Below are 15,158 nucleotides of genomic sequence, written 5' to 3' on the forward strand. Positions count from 1 at the left end.
CACTGACATTCATCGACACACTATTGAGTTCTCAAAGAACACACGCACACGGAACTTCGCGGGCTCTTTGTCCCGGTCGGTCTCCGTGGCTGCTTACATAGCTTAGCTCCTACCTCGCAGCAGAACCAAATCCGCTGGTCAGTTGAGCTAATGTGATCATCAGGCGCTCCTCGTACAACCTCGTTTCCCAGGCCCTTGGGGCTCCGGGTCGGTGTCCGTGTCGCTCTGACTTGGATAAAGTTACGTGTCGCTACGAATGAAGTCAAATCGGCTGGTCAGAGGCGCGTGTCGCGCGAAAACAGGCGGCGGGACACACTCGCCCGGGCCGCGGACCCGGAAAAGTTCGTGCGAATCGTGCAATCCTCGCGAATGGGCTTACCGATGCGCGTGCAGCGCGCACCCTGGGAGATGTGTACGTCTGCGATTCGTCGATCACGAGTGGCATTGTCGGCGAGTTCGCGGAGCGACTGTCCGACTCGGCCGATACGCGCTGGCGGGTGAGCTGGTTGCCCGGGCAAGTTTTCACGCGTGAGCAGGCGATGGCCGCGATCGAGTTGGTCGAACTCCTCTACGACCCCGCCCGGGCGAACGACACCGAACTACAGGCGAGCGTCGCGGCGGCCGCGACGACGCTCGGCATCCGCCCCATAGACGCGGCCGCCACGCTGTCCCAGCGGCACCCCAACCGCTGACGGAACGCACTCGACGGGCCGGCGCGACTCCCGGACGGCGAAGGACCCCCGGTCCGGAAACCGAGGGTCCTCGCGAATGCCGTTCCGGCGGTTGCCGTTTCAGGACATCAGAGCCCGGCGCGCTCGATGAACGTCATGACCGCCGCCTTGTCCTTGAACCCGGTGACGGCGATGTACAGGTTGGTCGAGGGGTTGAAGTACTCCATCGTGCCGCTGACGCTCTTGTCGTTGAAGCGGATCAACTTGCCGCCCTGCTCGGTGAGCCGATCGGGAAACTGCTTACGCCACAGCGCGGGCAGCTTGGACGGATCGGTGCTGATGTGCGCGAGCACCGCACGATCTTTGGAGGCGCCGTCGGTCAGACCGGCGATGAGCGCGTCCTTCTGCCCGATGTTGAAATCGGCGCCGGTGTCGAAGGCGTCGTCGTCGGTGTAGCCGGGCTTGGTGGTGCGGTTGAAGTTCGGGGCCACCGCCGAGCGCAGCGCCGCGGGCATGGCGTCGAGAATCGGCTGCACCTCGGCCGGCACCGCGGCGCCGGCCTTCGTGCTGGTGGTCGTGGTCGACTTCCCGGTGGTGGTCGTCTTCGAGGACTCGGTGGTGGCCGCGGGCGCGGCGGTCGTGGTGGGTTTCGCCGCGGTGGTGTCGGAGTCGTCGCCACCACCGGCTACCACCACGATCACGCCGATCAGAATCGCGAGGACCGCGACGGCGGCCACGCCGATCAGCACCACCGGCGGCTTCCCGCCGGGCGTGCCCTGCGGGTTCGGCGGCGGCTGCTGTCCCCACTGAGGTTGCTGCTGTTGCGGTGGCGCCCACTGCTGACCGTGCGGCTGCTGTGGCTGCCCGCCCGGGCCCGGCTGTCCCTGCCACTGCTGCGGACCACCCGGCCCCTGCGGCGAAAACCCTTGCGGCGGTGGCGATTGCGACGGGAACTGCGGTCGCGGTTGTCCGCCGTGGTTCGGCGGGACCTGCCCGTACGGACCGGAATTGCCCGGGCCGGGGCCCTGCGGTGGATAGGTCATGAGGTCTCCCCTCCTCTGTTCGAGCCAACTCCCCAGGCTCGACGTCCGGCCGGAGCGTACCCGCGTATCCGGCCCGCCACCACGCGGAAAGCCGGTCCACCACACGGTGAACCGGCTTTCGGAACGTGAAACTCGGAAGGTCAGCGCACGTTGTCGGTGCACTGCGAGACGACGAGGATGCCGGGCCCGCCCGAGGCGCTCATCGACGAAGGCCGGTAGGCAGCCTGCAGGGCCGCGCGCTCGGCATCGAAACGGGTCGCGCCGGTCCCCCGGAAGTAGGAGGGGTTCGAACCCGAGCTCTTCGCGATCGCGCCGCACCCGTCGACGAACCGAACCTCTACGGTGCAGTGCGCGTAACCGCACTCGCTCACCGCGTCCCAATCCGACTCCTGCCAGTTGGGGTAGTTGTAGGCGGTGCCCCAGGTCTCGGTGCCGTCGTCCCACTGCCCCAGCGCGATCGAGCCGTAGTAGCGCCCGTCCGGCCCCGGCTCGGCGCTCGCCGTCCCGGCGCCCGTAACCACACCCGCCGTCAACGCGACAGCGGCCATACCCAGGGCAACCTTGCCCATTGCGAACATCGTGAAAACTCCCCATCGAATTGGCTTCGTTTTGAAACCAGTTACAGATCCTGGCGATTCGATGCCCGATTTGTCCAATCAGTTCCCGAACCCCGACAGCAGCAGATCACAGGGCACCGACAACAAATTCCATTGGCGGCGAACACAACTCACGAGTAACCACAACGCCGAAGGCCGGCCCACCTTTCGGTGGACCGGCCTTCGGTCGTGTGCTGCGAGAACCGCGTCGATTCGGCGCGGACTATCGATCCGAGGGGATCAGAAGTCCATGCCGCCCATGCCGCCGGTCGGGTCGCCCGCGGGGGCGGCCTTCTCCGGCTTGTCGGCGACGACGGCCTCGGTGGTGAGGAACAGCGCCGCGATGGAGGCGGCGTTCTGCAGGGCGGAGCGGGTGACCTTGACCGGGTCGGCAACGCCGGCGGCCAGCAGGTCGACGTACTCGCCCGAATCGGCGTTCAGGCCGTGGCCGGCGGGAAGGTTCGAGACCTTCTCGGCGACGACGCCCGGCTCGAGGCCGGCGTTGAACGCGATCTGCTTCAGCGGCGCGGACAGCGCGACGCGAACGATGTTCGCACCGGTGGCCTCGTCGCCGGTCAGGGTCAGCTCGTCCAGGGCCGGGGCGGCCTGCACGAGAGCAACGCCACCACCGGCGACGATGCCCTCTTCGACGGCGGCCTTGGCGTTACGCACGGCATCTTCGATGCGGTGCTTGCGCTCCTTGAGCTCGACCTCGGTGGCGGCGCCGGCCTTGATGACCGCGACGCCGCCGGCCAGCTTGGCCAGCCGCTCCTGCAGCTTCTCACGGTCGTAGTCCGAGTCCGAGTTCTCGATCTCGGAGCGGATCTGCGCCACGCGGCCCTTGATGGCCTCCGGGTCGCCCGCGCCCTCGACGATGGTGGTCTCGTCCTTGGTGATGACGACCTTGCGGGCGGTGCCGAGCAGCTCGATGCCGGCGGTGTCCAGGGACAGGCCGACCTCTTCGCTGATGACCTCGCCACCGGTGAGGATGGCGATATCGGCGAGCATGGCCTTGCGACGGTCACCGAAGCCCGGCGCCTTGACGGCGATGGACTTGAAGGTGCCGCGGATCTTGTTGACCACCAGGGTGGAAAGGGCTTCGCCCTCGACGTCCTCGGCGATGATCAGCAGCGGCTTGCCGGCCTGGATGACCTTCTCCAGCAGCGGCAGCAGGTCCTTGACGGTCGAGATCTTCGAGCCGACGAGCAGGATGTACGGATCCTCGAGGGTCGCTTCCTGACGCTCCGGGTCGGTGACGAAGTAACCCGAGATGTAGCCCTTGTCGAAGCGCATGCCCTCGGTGAGCTCCAGCTGGAGACCGAAGGTGTTGCTCTCCTCGACGGTGATGACGCCTTCCTTGCCGACCTTGTCCATGGCCTCGGCGATCAGATCACCGATGGACGAGTCGCCGGCCGAGATGCCCGCGGTAGCAGCGATCTGCTCCTTGGTCTCGACCTCCTTGGCGGTCTCCAGCAGGCGCGCGGTGATGGCCGCGACGGCCTTCTCGATGCCGCGCTTCAGGCCCAGCGGGTTCGCGCCGGCCGCGACGTTGCGCAGGCCCTCGCGCACCAGCGCCTGGGCGAGCACGGTGGCGGTGGTGGTGCCGTCGCCAGCGACGTCATCCGTCTTCTTGGCAACTTCCTTGACGAGCTCCGCGCCGATCTTCTCGTACGGATCCTCGAGCTCGATTTCCTTGGCGATGGAGACACCATCGTTGGTGATGGTGGGGGCGCCCCACTTCTTCTCCAGCACGACGTTGCGGCCCTTGGGGCCCAGCGTCACCTTGACAGCGTCGGCCAGGGCGTTCAGACCCCGCTCGAGACCGCGGCGAGCCTCTTCGTCGTACGCAATTGTCTTGGCCATTGCGTTGAGATCCTCCAGATCAGGGGATTGACACGATCTGGCCAGGCTCGGTGCCCGCGACGGACGACCACAAGGGGCCTCACCGTCCCGACCTAGCACTCACAGGTCGGGAGTGCCAAAGCCATTTCTAGCACTCTCCCCCGGGGAGTGCAAGGTCGGGGCAGCGCGAAACGAGGTCTCGCTCCAACCTAACCGGGATAGCAGGGGGCCACCCCCGAACCCCGAAACAGACCCGGCGGCCCGGCCCCGGAGGGCGCGGTCCGTGTCTCTACCTGACCAAGCGGTCGTCGACCCGCAGGAGCAGCGCTATCAGAGCATCCGTGCGACGTTCCTCCGGCGTTCGCGGTTCCCCCTGCTCGACGTCGACGAGCTCGGCGTCATTGAGCAGGAGTTCGGCCTCGATTCGCATGATCGCGCGAATGAAGGCCGGTGCGACATCGGGTGGCAGGTCACCGTTCACTATGTAGCCGCCGTCCGGCGTGTCCTCGGTGGAGACATAGGAGAGCGCGCGCAGCAGATCCGCGCGCGTTTCCCCCGCAACCAGGTCGGAACCTTCGTCGTCCGCCATACGGATATCCTATCGGGCGCGCCCCAGGAGTCACGTGAGGCTGCCCCCGCAACTGCTATTTCACTTCCGGCACGCCCCCGGTGATCGAGGACAGCAGCGCCTCGACGTCCGCGGACACCGAGTCCTTGTCCAGGCCGAGCCCGGACAGCACGCCGGTCCCGTCCTCCACGTCGAGCAGCGCCAGCAGCAGATGTTCGGTGCCGACGTAGTTGTGGCCCAGCCGAAGTGCCTCGCGGAAGGTCAGCTCGAGGGTCTTCTTCGCCTGAGAGTCGAAGGGAATCAACGCCGCGATCTTGTCCGCGGCGGCGGGCAGCGCGGCGGTGGCGACCCGGCGCACCGCGTCGATGCTGATGCCCTTGGCGATGATGATCTGCACCGCAAGCGATTCCGGCTCCTTCAGCAGACCCAGGATCAGGTGCTCGGGAGTGATCTCGGCATTGCTCGCGTCGCGCGCCTCCTCCTGCGCGGCCACCACCACGTGCCGGGCGCGCGGGGTGAAGCGGGCGAAGCCCGCCTGCGGGTCGAGGGCGGCGGCCTCGGCGGCGTCACCCGGGCCCTTGGGTACGAAACGCTTCTGGGCGGCCTGTTTGGTGACGCCCATGCTGCCGCCGATGTCGGTCCAGGACGCGCCGGAGCGCCGGGCCTGGTCGACGAAATGGCCGATCAGGTGGTCGGCGAGTTCACCGAGGTGATTGGCCACGACCACGGCGTCCGAGAGCTGGTCCAGGGCGTTGTCGGGGCGGGCCTTCTTGATGCCGTCGATCAGATCGTCGAGGCGGAAAGGATTCGTCATGCGTCAACTGTAGGTTGACCATCTCTCAATGGTCAACCCTTAGTTGACGACGATCGAAAATTTTCCGGTCCTGCCCGTGGGGGCCGTCCGCGCCGCCCGTCAGGGACGAGCCGCCCAGCCCGCGCCGCGCACGATGCCCTCCTTGAACCAGACCGCCGGCCGCCCGGTGACCGCGCGGGCGGTGGGGGTGTCGTCGGGGTTCAGGAACTGGATGACCGCGTCGCGCCGGCCCAGGCTCAGGCACTGGAAGTAGTAGCGGAATTGCCGTGCGGCGGGCTCTTTCCCACGCAGGCGCGCGGTGATGGCCGTGGCCGCGTACTTGCCCGCGGGCAGCGCGGTGGCGCAGGCCATGCGCAGCTCGCGCTCGCCCGGACCCGTGACGACGGCGGCGTCGCCGACCGCGTAGATGTCCGGGTGCGCCACGGCGCGCAGGTCGTCGCCGACGAGGACGCGGCCCCGCGCGTCCACCGCCAGACCGGAGCGGGCGGCCACGTCGGGGACCGCGAAACCGGCGGTCCACAGGACCGTGTCGGCGGGCACGTGCGCGCCGTCGACCAGGTCGAGGCCGGTCGGTGTCACCGCGGCCACCTTCGCCCCGGCGTGCACGCGCACCCCGAGCCGGTCGAGCACCGCCCCGATGTGCCCGCGCGCCTTGGCCGAGAGCCAGGCCCCGGGCTCGTCGGCGCTGATCAGCAGCACCTCGAGGTCCGGCCGGGATTCGGCGAGTTCGGTCGCGACCTCGATGCCGGTGGAGCCGCCGCCCACCACCGCGACACGGCCGGACAGCTCCGGCGCCCGCCGCACATCCTCGGGCGTCGCCACCGTGTGGGCGTGCGCCGCGAGGCCCGGCACGCCGCCGGTGTCGGCCACGCTCCCCAGCGCGTAGACGAGCGAGTCGTAGGGCACCGGTTCGGCATCGGCCAGTTCCACCCGTTTCGCCTCCGGGTCGATCCGGGTCGCCCGTGCCTGTGTGAACTCGATTCCCTTGGGCTCCAGCAGTTCTCGAAGGTTCCAGCGCGGCACCTGCTGCCCCGCCAGCACCTGGTGCAGCCGCACGCGCTCCACGAGCTCGGCCCGGGCGTCGATCACGGTGACCCGCACGCCTTTCGCCCGCGCGGCCTGCCGCGCCGCCGCCAGCCCCGCGTATCCCGCACCCAAGACGACAATCCGATGTTCCCCGGTCATGGCCGACCCCTTTCGCTGGTCCGATACCACTCAGACGGGACAGCCCCGCGATCCCTGACAACCCGGGCCGTGTGCTGCGTCACGCCGACCGGCCCGCCCCGACCGCACGATGCGGCGGCGGGACCGCGTTGGTTCCCGCGAGGCCGACCGCCGACCGATGCCCGTTCCGATCGAACCGTCAGGCCGGGGGCGCGCCGGTTGCCTATTGATCGGTCCGGGTGAAGTACGCGAGTTTGTCGGGGTTCACGACCAGGCGCAGCGACGCGAAGTGGTCGGGGGCGAACTCGGCGGCGAGCACCAGCAGCACGACCCCGGGCGCGCGGGCGACCAGGGCCGGTGTGCCGTTGACGTTCTCGATGTCGACGCGCAGGCCCGGAACCGAGAACCGGAACAGGCCGACCAGGTAGCGGGCGACGCGGTCGGAGCCGACGACCGTGCGGCGGGCGGCGTTGACCTTGTCGCCGCCGTCGGCGACCGAGGTGATGTCGGCCGCGAACAACGCGCCGAGCGATTCCACGTCCCCGGCCTGCGCGGCGATCAGGAACTTCTCGAACAGCGCGCGGGCCTGCTCGGGCGCGGGCTCGAATCGGGGGCGCTCCTGCCGGACGTGCTGTGCCGCGCGGCGATAGAGCTGCTGGGAATTGGATTCGGTGAGGTCCAGCATGTCGGCGATCTCGCGGTGGGCGTACCCGAAGGCCTCGCGCAGGACGAAGACCGCGCGCTCGGCGGGGGTCAGGCGTTCCATCAGGGTCAGCATCGCCAGCGAGACCAGCTCCCGCTGTTCGGCCGACTCCAGCGGGCCCAGTTGGCCGTTGGGGGTCGCGACGGGTTCGGGCAGCCACGGGCCGACGTAGGTCTCGCGGCGGGCACGCGCCGAATCCAACCAGGTACGGCACAGATTGACCAGGATGGTGGTCAACCACGCTTCGGCGGAACGGATGTCGCCACGCTGACTCGCGTCCCAGCGCAGGTAGGTCTCCTGCACCGCGTCCTCGGCCTCGCTCGCCGACCCGAGCATGCGATAGCCCAGCGCGAACAGGCGCGGCCGATGTCGTTCGAATTCGGCCAGCCCCTCGGCATCCATCTGCCCGCCCCTCCTCGCGCTACGCGGTCGTTCGGGGACGATACGCCTGCGCCGAGCCCGGGTTCCGGTGACCATCCACACCTGCACACGGTGGCCCGCGCCGCCAACCACGCACCAACGGGCCACCAACGGCTCCGCCGGATTCGGCTGTCGCGCCGCGCCGTTGGATCATCGCGCCGGTCGGAAAAGCGCACGTGCGGTGCGCCGGGTGGACACGCGACGCTGGGCAGCGGGGCCGGGAATATGCGACTGCCGAGCCGTCTTCTCGGTGGTCCGGCGATGTGCCGGCAGCGCTTCGCGCACCGGCCACACAGCCGGGTCCAGCGCCCGCCGGAGCTGGAACTCCGCCGAGCAGGGGTGTGCCGCGCCGGGTCCCGCGAGGGCGTCCGACGCGCGGCAACACCGGATTATCGAGCGGTCGCGCCGATCGCGTCGGCCATCACCGCACCGGCCGAATTCGCTTCTCCGCACACGAGCTTGGCGGTGCTGAGCGCGACATTGGGGCTGCCCGCGAACTTGGAGCCGGGATTGGCCGCCAGCACCTGCTGGATGACCTGGATCTCGGTGTCGCCGTCGAGCTCACGGAATTCGCCACAGGTTGTCTGGGCGCCGTTGGGCGCGCTGTTCTTCTTGATCACGGTGGTCACCGGGGCGGCGGCCGGCGGCTCCACCGGCGGTGCGGCCGGGGTGGTGACCGCGGTGGCCGTGACCTGGGCCGCGGCGGCGGTGACCGAGGCGCTCTCGGACGTGCTCGCCGCACCCGTGGAAGTGTCCGAACCGCAAGCCGATAGGCCCAGTACCAGCGCGCCCGCCGCGAGGGCACCCACAAAGATCCGCTTCATACCCTGCTTTCCGAACTCTCCGCGATGTCTGCGCGCCGGACCCGCCCGGCGCTCGCAGCAGCGTACCCGGACCCGGAGGTTTCGTGCAGTGGCAGTTCGGAGCCCGCAAATTCCCGGCGATCGGGATCGAGAGCGACCGGAGCGCACCGGATGCCGGCGGCGGGCGACGCCGCCGATGCGCCCGGTCCCGGGGTCAGTTCAGCTGACCCCGCCAATCCGCGGGCACGCGCTCGCGCGGCCCGGGCACGCTCTGCTCCAGCGGATGGTGCTGCGGCGCGACCAGATCCGGGCCGTTGCCGTACATGTCGCCGCTCTCGTAGTTGTAGAACCAGCTCTCCCCCGGCTCGTAACTCTGCGCGAACGGGTGACCCGCGTCCTTGAAGTGCTTGGACGCGTGCTGCGAGGGTGAGCTGTCGCAGCACCCCACGTGCCCGCACTGCGCGCAACGACGCAGATGCAGCCACCAGCCCTGCGCGGCTTCGCATTCCACACACCCCGGGCCGCTGGGCGGGACCGTGGTATCGATGCCCTCGATCTGTTCCGACATCACTGACCTCCTGTTTCGGTGAGCGGCGGTGCCATGTCCTCGGACGCTTCCAGCGGCAGTCGCACGATGAACCGGGTGTCACCCGGCACGGACTGCACCCGGATGTCGCCGTGATGCTTGTTGACCACGATGCGGAACGAGATGTCCAGGCCCAGGCCCGTGCCCTCGCCGACCGGTTTGGTGGTGAAGAACGGTTCGAAGATGCGGGTCCGGATCTCCTCCGGCACACCGGGACCGGTGTCGCCGATCTCCACCGCGACGCATTCGCCGTCGCGGTAGGTGCGCACGGTCAGCGTGCCGCGGCCCGCCATGGCGCCGATCGCGTTGTCGATCAGGTTGGTCCACACCTGATTGAGCTCGGCGGCGTAGCAGGGCACCGGCGGCAGGGCCAGGTCGTACTCCTTGACGACCTCGATGTCGTCACCGAGCTTGCGGCCCAGCATGACCAGCGTGCTGTCGAGGAGTTCGTGGATGTCCACGACCTGGAACGGCGCGCGGTCCATCTGCGAGTACTGCTTGGCCGCGTTCACCAGCGTGGAGATCCGCGTGGTGGAGTCGGCGATCTCGTTCATGAGCAGTTCGGTCTCGACCGTGTAGTTGAGCCAGCGGATCGCGCCCTCGAAAACCGGTCCGTCACAGGCGGACAGGGTGCCCTTGACCTTCTCCAGCCAGTCGATGTCGAACCCGGCCTGCACGAAGTTGGCCGCGATGTCCCAGCCGAAGCTGATGCCATGGTTCTCCAGCCAGTCGCCGAGTTCGTCCTCGCGGTCGGCGGCTTCCAGCGGTGTCAGGATCGGGGCCTTGGCGACCTGGGCGGCGGCCTCCTCCTGCAGCTGCACCAGGTTTTCCAGGGTGGCCGAATCGAATTTGCCGTGCGCCATCATCTTCAGCTTGTGCCGCATCCCGGCGACGCGTTCGCGCAGCGAGGAGGTGGCGCGCACCGCGGCGGCGGCCGGGTTGTTCAGCTCGTGGGTCAGGCCCGCGGACAGCGAGCCCAGGGCGAGCAGCCGTTCCCGTTGCCCGATGCGCTCATTGGCGTTGCGGTTGCCGAAGAACACTCCTTCGAGCAGGTGGACCGCCATCGGGAACCAGTCCTGCATCATGGCGGAGAAGATCCCGGCGTCGAGCACGAAGAACCGCGACGGCCGGGTGACGTAGAACGAGCCCGAGTAGTGCTGATCGACCTTGTCGCCCATGTACGCCATCCACGCGCCCGAGTAGACGCCGCGGTGGTCGGTGCGAACGAGTTCGATCTCCTCTCCGCCCGACATCTTGGTCAGCCGGACCTCACCGTCCATTAGCACGTAGAAACAGGTGCCCGGATCACCCTCGCGGAAGACCAGACCCGGTTCGAAGCGCTCGACCCGGCCGTCCCGGCACAGCCATGCCAGCTGTTCGTCGTTCAGCTTCTCGAACAGGAACAGTTCGCGTAGTTCGTTCGGATCGCAGATCAGATTCGTTCCCACGGCACTCCTACTGTTTCGCCAGGTAGCGGTGGACCAGCATGACGGCCATCGCGCCTTCACCCACGGCCGAGGCCACCCGCTTGGCCGATTCCGAGCGGACGTCGCCCGCCACGAAGACCCCGGGCACGCTGGATTCCAGATGGTGCGGCGGGCGCGGCAGCTCCCAGCCCGCCGGGCGCGCGCCGTCGACCATGAGGTCGGGGCCGGCGAGCACGTAGCCCTTGTCGTCGCGGAAGACCACGCCGTCGAGCCAGTCCGTTTCCGGGGCCGCGCCGATGAACAGGAACAGCCGTTCCGCGTCCACCTTCTCCTCGGCCCCGGACGCGTTGTCCCGCACCACCAGGTGCTCGAGGTGATCGTCGCCGTGCGCGGAGACCACCTCGGTCCGGGCGCGCAGTTTGATGTTGGGGATCTGCTCGATCTGCTGGATCAGGTAGTGCGACATCGAATCCACCAGCGATTCCGCCCGCACCAGAATGTGCACCGTGCGCGCGTGCCGGGACAGGTACACCGCCGCCTGTCCCGCGGAGTTCGCGCCGCCGACGATGTAGACGTCCTTGTCCGCGCAGTCCGACGCCGCGGTCATGGCCGAGCCGTAATAGACGCCGCGACCGGTGAATTCGTCCACACCGGGCGCCGGATGATGCCGGTAGTTCACGCCGGTGGCGATGAGCACGCTGTGCGCGGCGATGCTGCCGCCGTCGGCGAACTTCACCACGCGCGCCGAACCGCACGCCTCCAGCGAGACGACTTCGCGTGCGGTGATGAGCTCGGCGCCGAATTTCACCGCCTGCCGCCTGGCACGGTCGGCCAGCTGCGCGCCGGAGACGCCGTCCGGGAAGCCGAGGTAGTTCTCGATGCGCGAGCTCTGACCGGCTTGACCGCCGGTCGCGGTGCGCTCAACCAGCACCGTGCGCAGGCCCTCGGAGGCGCCGTACAGCGCGGCGCCCAGCCCGGCCGGTCCGCCGCCGACCACGATGAGGTCGTAGAAGTCGCCGGAAGGATCGATGTTCAGCCCGACCGCGGCGGCCAGTTCCGAGTCCGACGGCATCGCCAGGACCTTGCCGTCGGAGTTGATGATGAGCGGGCACTGATCCTCGGTGGCGTCCGCGGCGGCGAGCAGGCGCGCGCCCTCGGGCTCGTCGACCTGGTACCAGCGATACGGCAATTGGTTGCGGGCCAGGAACTCCCGGACCTGCGAGCAGCGGGCGGACCAGCGATGGCCCACGACCTTGGTTTCGGTGACCGGCCGGTGCTCGTCCCCGCGCCACGCCTCGAGCAGGGCGTCGATGACCGGGTAGAGCTTCTCCTCCGGCGGATCCCACGGCTTGAGCAGGTAGTGATCGAGGTCGACGACATTGATGGCCTCGATGGCCGCGTCGGTGTCCGCGTAGGCGGTCAGCAGCACGCGCCGGGCGTAGGGGTGCAGGTCCATGGCCTGCTCGAGGAATTCGACGCCGTTCATGTTCGGCATCCGGTAGTCGGCGATCAATACCGCGACCGGCTGGCCGCGCAGTTTCAGTTCCCGCAGTACCTCGAGGGCATCGGCGCCGGATTCCGCGCGCAGGATGCGATAGTCGGCGCCGTAGCGGCGGCGCAGATCGCGAACCACGGCCCGGGAAACGCCCGGATCGTCGTCCACGCTGAGGATGGCCGGTTTGGCGGCAGCTGGTGAGGTCACCTAACGATTATGCGGCGGGGTGGCAAATTGGCCGGTCGCGACGCCGCCACCGGCTCAGATGCGATGGTGTTGAACAATATCGAGCTCGCTCGGGGTGAGTAGACGTTCCAGCTGTTCCTCGAGGGCCCCGTTGGTCTTGGAACGGCCCAGGCGGCCGTGGCGCTGCGGGGCGCCGGCGCGGGCTTCGGCGGGGAGGATCGGGACCGTCTTGGTCTTGCGGTGCAGGAGCGAGCGCAGTTTCACGGCCGATCACCTCACGTTTCCGTCGGAAGCAGGTGGCTGTGGTCTGTATTCAGGTCTATCCGACATTCTGCTCCGGCCATTACATTCGGCAGATCGGCAGCACCGGAATGTAATGCACTTGATCTTCAGTGTTCGGATCGCTGTTCGAATCCGCGATCTTGTTCGAAACCTGTTCGATTGCCGCGTGCCACATCGGCCGAACTAGGATGAGCGGTACTGATCGTCACACTCTCGGAGGCAGCGTTGCCGAACAAGTTGGAAGCCACCATCGATATCGCGGCAACGCCCGAGCAGGTGTGGAGCGTCATCTCGGATCTGAAGCGGATGCCCGAGTTCAGCCCGCAGTGCATTCGGATGCAGCCGCTGGGCAAGGTCAAGACCGGCACCTGGACCGTCAACCTGAACAAGGACGGCGCCAAGGTGTGGCCGACCACCTCGCGCATCGTGCGCTTCGAGCCGAATCGGGCGCTGGCGTTCCGCATGACCGAGAACCGCACGATCTGGAGCTACACCCTCGAGCCCACCGCCGAGGGCACCCGCGTGACCCAGCGCCGCGACGTGCCCAATGGCGTCACCTGGATCGTCCGCAAGGTCATCGACACCGCCCTCGGCGGTGAAGCGTCGTTCGAGGCGGCCCTGGTCTCGGGCATGAACGAAACCCTCGGCAAGATCAAGAAGTCGGTCGAGAAGTAGTTCTCGATGCGCCCGGCCGCGTGTGTTTTCCCGACCGGCCGGGTCCGGGTGCCCTAGGTTCGGCCTCATGCGACGACGACTTCTGGGTATCTGCGGCGCGGCCACCGGTCTCGCGCTGGTGTTGACCGGCTGTGGCAGTTCGGGTTCCGACGGTGATCGCACGGTCACCGTGGTCGGGAACGGCAAGGTGCAGGGCGTGCCCGATGTGCTCAACGCCGATCTCGGGGCCGAGGTGTCCGCGGCCGATGTGTCCAGCGCCGTGGACGGGGTGAACGCCAAGGCCGCCGCCATGAGCGCGGCCATGGTCACCGCCGGGGCCAAGAAAGAGGACATTCAGACCAGCGAGCTGTCGGTGCAACCCACCTACGGCCCGGAGGGCCGGACCATCACCGGCTACAAGGCCACCAACAACGTGCACATCGCGGTCCGGGATCTACCCAAGGCGTCAGCGATCCTGGACGCGGCGGTCAAGGCCGGCGGCAACGACACCCGCATCAGCTCGGTGGCCTTCGGCCTGGAGGACAACACCAAACTGCTGTCCGATGCCCGCGCCCGCGCCTTCGACGACGCCAAATCCCGCGCCCAGCAGTACGCGGACCTGGCCGGCGCGAAGCTGAAGGACGTCCGGACCATCAACGAGGGCGGCTCGGGCGGCGACTTCCCGGTCATGCGCGATGCCGCGCCCTCCGCCTCGGGTTTCAGTCTGGAACCGGGCCAGCAGACGGTGACGTTCACCGTCACCGTCGTCTGGGACCTCGGCTGACCCCGCGAAAGGGCAAGCGCTACTTCCAGTTCGGCATCGTCACGACCTGCGCCGCGTAGGACAGGCCCGCGCCGAAGGCGATGAGCAGGGCGGTGCCTCCGGGTTTGGCGTCGCCGTTGCGCAGCAGCGCTTCCATGGCCAGCGGAACCGAGGCGGCCGAGGTGTTGCCGGTCTCCTCGATGTCGTTGGCCAGCGCGCAGTGCTCGGGCAGTTTCAGCACCCGGGCCATGATCTCGATGATCCGGCCGTTGGCCTGGTGCGGGACCATCGCGTCCAGATCGTCCGGCGTCAGGCCCGCCCGCTCGATGGCGTCGCGGCACACCTTCTCCAAAGAGTGCGCGGCCCAGCGGAATACGGCCGTGCCCTCCATGGCGAGATACGGGCGCACGGCGTCGAGGCCCTGCTCGTCGATCTCGCGGAAGAATTCCATCCAGTCCTTGGTCTGGCGGATGGCGTGATGCTGGGTGCCGTCCGAACCCCAGACGGTCGGGCCGATGCCCGGTTCGTCGGAGGCGCCGACCACGACCGCGCCGGCGCCGTCGGCGAACAGGAACGCGGTGCTGCGATCGGCCGGATTGACAGCGTCGGTCAGCCTTTCGACGCCGATGACCAGCACGTTGCGCGCGGTGCCGCCCTTGACCAGATCCGAGGCCACCGCCAGCGCGTGGCAGAAGCCGGCGCAGCCCGCGGAGATGTCGAAGGCCGCGGCGGCCTCGAGTCCCAGCTCGGTGGCGATCTGCGGCGCGGCGGCCGGGGTGAGCAGCAGCCAGGTCGAGGTGGCGACGATGACGGCGTCGATCTCCCCGGCCGCTATCTCGGCGGCTTCGATGGCATCGCGGGCGGCCGCGCTGCTCATGCTGATGATCGTCTCGTCCGCGGACGCGAAGCGGCGGGTGCGGATGCCGGAGCGCGTCCGGATCCATTCGTCGCTGGAGTCGATCGGTCCGGCGACCTCTTCGTTGGTCACCACCCGGGCCGGGCGGTAGACGCCGAGGCCGAGTATCGCGGTGTGCTCTACCCCGCTGATCGAGGCAATTCGAGCAGCCATGGTGCTTCTCCTATGTACTGCGGGTCGATCATGACCTTCATCGGGCCCCCACCCGTGCGGAACGCCGTACAC

General features: G+C 68.4%; 16 protein-coding genes. 3 read left to right on the forward strand and 13 right to left on the reverse strand.

Features of this window, described 5'->3' with window-relative positions; translation table 11 throughout:
• Positions 1–410 precede the first annotated feature (410 nt).
• The gene (locus tag ACFVBH_RS30700; protein ID WP_354988153.1) at positions 411–692 is read left to right on the forward strand and encodes a hypothetical protein; all 282 of its coding nucleotides are present in this window, start codon (positions 411–413) and stop codon (positions 690–692) included.
• Positions 693–799: 107 nt separating this feature from the next.
• Here the strand turns inward: ACFVBH_RS30700 and ACFVBH_RS30705 are convergent, their stop codons facing one another.
• The 12 genes from ACFVBH_RS30705 to ACFVBH_RS30760 form a co-directional block, all read right to left on the reverse strand.
• Complete coding sequence (locus tag ACFVBH_RS30705) at positions 800–1,714, reverse strand: hypothetical protein (RefSeq protein ID WP_379006984.1); 915 nt, start codon at positions 1,712–1,714, stop codon at positions 800–802.
• 140 nt (positions 1,715–1,854) lie between these two features.
• Positions 1,855–2,283 carry a DUF4189 domain-containing protein gene (locus tag ACFVBH_RS30710; protein WP_354988151.1) on the reverse strand — a complete coding sequence of 143 codons (429 nt, stop codon included), beginning with the start codon at positions 2,281–2,283 and terminating at the stop codon, positions 1,855–1,857.
• A gap of 267 nt (positions 2,284–2,550) precedes the next feature.
• A complete protein-coding gene (gene groL, locus ACFVBH_RS30715) occupies positions 2,551–4,173 on the reverse strand; it encodes a chaperonin GroEL (protein ID WP_354988150.1) in 1,623 nt (540 codons plus the stop codon).
• A 268-nt stretch (positions 4,174–4,441) separates the two neighbouring features.
• Complete coding sequence (locus tag ACFVBH_RS30720) at positions 4,442–4,741, reverse strand: hypothetical protein (RefSeq protein ID WP_354988149.1); 300 nt, start codon at positions 4,739–4,741, stop codon at positions 4,442–4,444.
• 55 nt (positions 4,742–4,796) lie between these two features.
• Entirely contained in the window at positions 4,797–5,534 is a 738-nt protein-coding gene (locus tag ACFVBH_RS30725; RefSeq protein ID WP_379006989.1) for a Clp protease N-terminal domain-containing protein, read from the reverse strand.
• Positions 5,535–5,633: 99 nt separating this feature from the next.
• Entirely contained in the window at positions 5,634–6,719 is a 1,086-nt protein-coding gene (locus ACFVBH_RS30730) for an NAD(P)/FAD-dependent oxidoreductase (RefSeq protein ID WP_379006992.1), read from the reverse strand.
• A 202-nt stretch (positions 6,720–6,921) separates the two neighbouring features.
• Positions 6,922–7,803 carry an RNA polymerase sigma-70 factor gene (locus ACFVBH_RS30735; protein ID WP_379006994.1) on the reverse strand — a complete coding sequence of 294 codons (882 nt, stop codon included), beginning with the start codon at positions 7,801–7,803 and terminating at the stop codon, positions 6,922–6,924.
• A gap of 407 nt (positions 7,804–8,210) precedes the next feature.
• Positions 8,211–8,645: a hypothetical protein gene (locus ACFVBH_RS30740; RefSeq protein ID WP_354988145.1), complete on the reverse strand. Its 435-nt coding sequence runs from the start codon at positions 8,643–8,645 to the stop codon at positions 8,211–8,213.
• Between the two features lie 193 nt (positions 8,646–8,838).
• Positions 8,839–9,192 (reverse strand): UBP-type zinc finger domain-containing protein, encoded by a 354-nt coding sequence (locus ACFVBH_RS30745; RefSeq protein ID WP_354988144.1) that lies wholly within the window; start codon positions 9,190–9,192, stop codon positions 8,839–8,841.
• Entirely contained in the window at positions 9,192–10,658 is a 1,467-nt protein-coding gene (locus tag ACFVBH_RS30750) for an ATP-binding protein (protein ID WP_354988143.1), read from the reverse strand. The genes ACFVBH_RS30745 and ACFVBH_RS30750 overlap by 1 nt, the downstream gene beginning before the upstream one ends.
• 7 nt (positions 10,659–10,665) lie before the next feature.
• A complete protein-coding gene (locus ACFVBH_RS30755; RefSeq protein ID WP_354988142.1) occupies positions 10,666–12,339 on the reverse strand; it encodes an FAD-dependent oxidoreductase in 1,674 nt (557 codons plus the stop codon).
• A gap of 54 nt (positions 12,340–12,393) precedes the next feature.
• The gene (locus ACFVBH_RS30760; RefSeq protein ID WP_354988141.1) at positions 12,394–12,582 is read right to left on the reverse strand and encodes a hypothetical protein; all 189 of its coding nucleotides are present in this window, start codon (positions 12,580–12,582) and stop codon (positions 12,394–12,396) included.
• 243 nt (positions 12,583–12,825) lie between these two features.
• Between ACFVBH_RS30760 and ACFVBH_RS30765 the strand changes: the two genes are divergently transcribed.
• Entirely contained in the window at positions 12,826–13,275 is a 450-nt protein-coding gene (locus ACFVBH_RS30765; RefSeq protein WP_379006996.1) for an SRPBCC family protein, read from the forward strand.
• Between the two features lie 67 nt (positions 13,276–13,342).
• Positions 13,343–14,038, forward strand: coding sequence for an SIMPL domain-containing protein (locus ACFVBH_RS30770; protein ID WP_354988139.1), 696 nt, complete (start codon positions 13,343–13,345; stop codon positions 14,036–14,038).
• 19 nt (positions 14,039–14,057) lie between these two features.
• Here the strand turns inward: ACFVBH_RS30770 and ACFVBH_RS30775 are convergent, their stop codons facing one another.
• A complete protein-coding gene (locus tag ACFVBH_RS30775; RefSeq protein WP_379006998.1) occupies positions 14,058–15,086 on the reverse strand; it encodes a beta-ketoacyl-ACP synthase III in 1,029 nt (342 codons plus the stop codon).
• Positions 15,087–15,158: the final 72 nt, after the last annotated feature.

The sequence above is a fragment of the Nocardia sp. NPDC057668 genome, assembly GCF_042799795.1.
Classification (GTDB): domain Bacteria; phylum Actinomycetota; class Actinomycetes; order Mycobacteriales; family Mycobacteriaceae; genus Nocardia.

What these genes read in the sequence shown, in the direction of transcription:
- ACFVBH_RS30775 (WP_379006998.1), bottom strand. Translation starts at nt 15,086, where the DNA reads ATGGCTGCTCGAATTGCCTCGATCAGCGGGGTAGAGCACACCGCGATA.
- ACFVBH_RS30745 (WP_354988144.1), bottom strand. Translation starts at nt 9,192, where the DNA reads ATGTCGGAACAGATCGAGGGCATCGATACCACGGTCCCGCCCAGCGGC.
- ACFVBH_RS30725 (WP_379006989.1), bottom strand. Translation starts at nt 5,534, where the DNA reads ATGACGAATCCTTTCCGCCTCGACGATCTGATCGACGGCATCAAGAAG.
- ACFVBH_RS30720 (WP_354988149.1), bottom strand. Translation starts at nt 4,741, where the DNA reads ATGGCGGACGACGAAGGTTCCGACCTGGTTGCGGGGGAAACGCGCGCG.
- ACFVBH_RS30710 (WP_354988151.1), bottom strand. Translation starts at nt 2,283, where the DNA reads ATGGGCAAGGTTGCCCTGGGTATGGCCGCTGTCGCGTTGACGGCGGGT.
- groL (WP_354988150.1), bottom strand. Translation starts at nt 4,173, where the DNA reads ATGGCCAAGACAATTGCGTACGACGAAGAGGCTCGCCGCGGTCTCGAG.
- ACFVBH_RS30705 (WP_379006984.1), bottom strand. Translation starts at nt 1,714, where the DNA reads ATGACCTATCCACCGCAGGGCCCCGGCCCGGGCAATTCCGGTCCGTAC.
- ACFVBH_RS30770 (WP_354988139.1), top strand. Translation starts at nt 13,343, where the DNA reads ATGCGACGACGACTTCTGGGTATCTGCGGCGCGGCCACCGGTCTCGCG.
- ACFVBH_RS30730 (WP_379006992.1), bottom strand. Translation starts at nt 6,719, where the DNA reads ATGACCGGGGAACATCGGATTGTCGTCTTGGGTGCGGGATACGCGGGG.
- ACFVBH_RS30735 (WP_379006994.1), bottom strand. Translation starts at nt 7,803, where the DNA reads ATGGATGCCGAGGGGCTGGCCGAATTCGAACGACATCGGCCGCGCCTG.
- ACFVBH_RS30740 (WP_354988145.1), bottom strand. Translation starts at nt 8,645, where the DNA reads ATGAAGCGGATCTTTGTGGGTGCCCTCGCGGCGGGCGCGCTGGTACTG.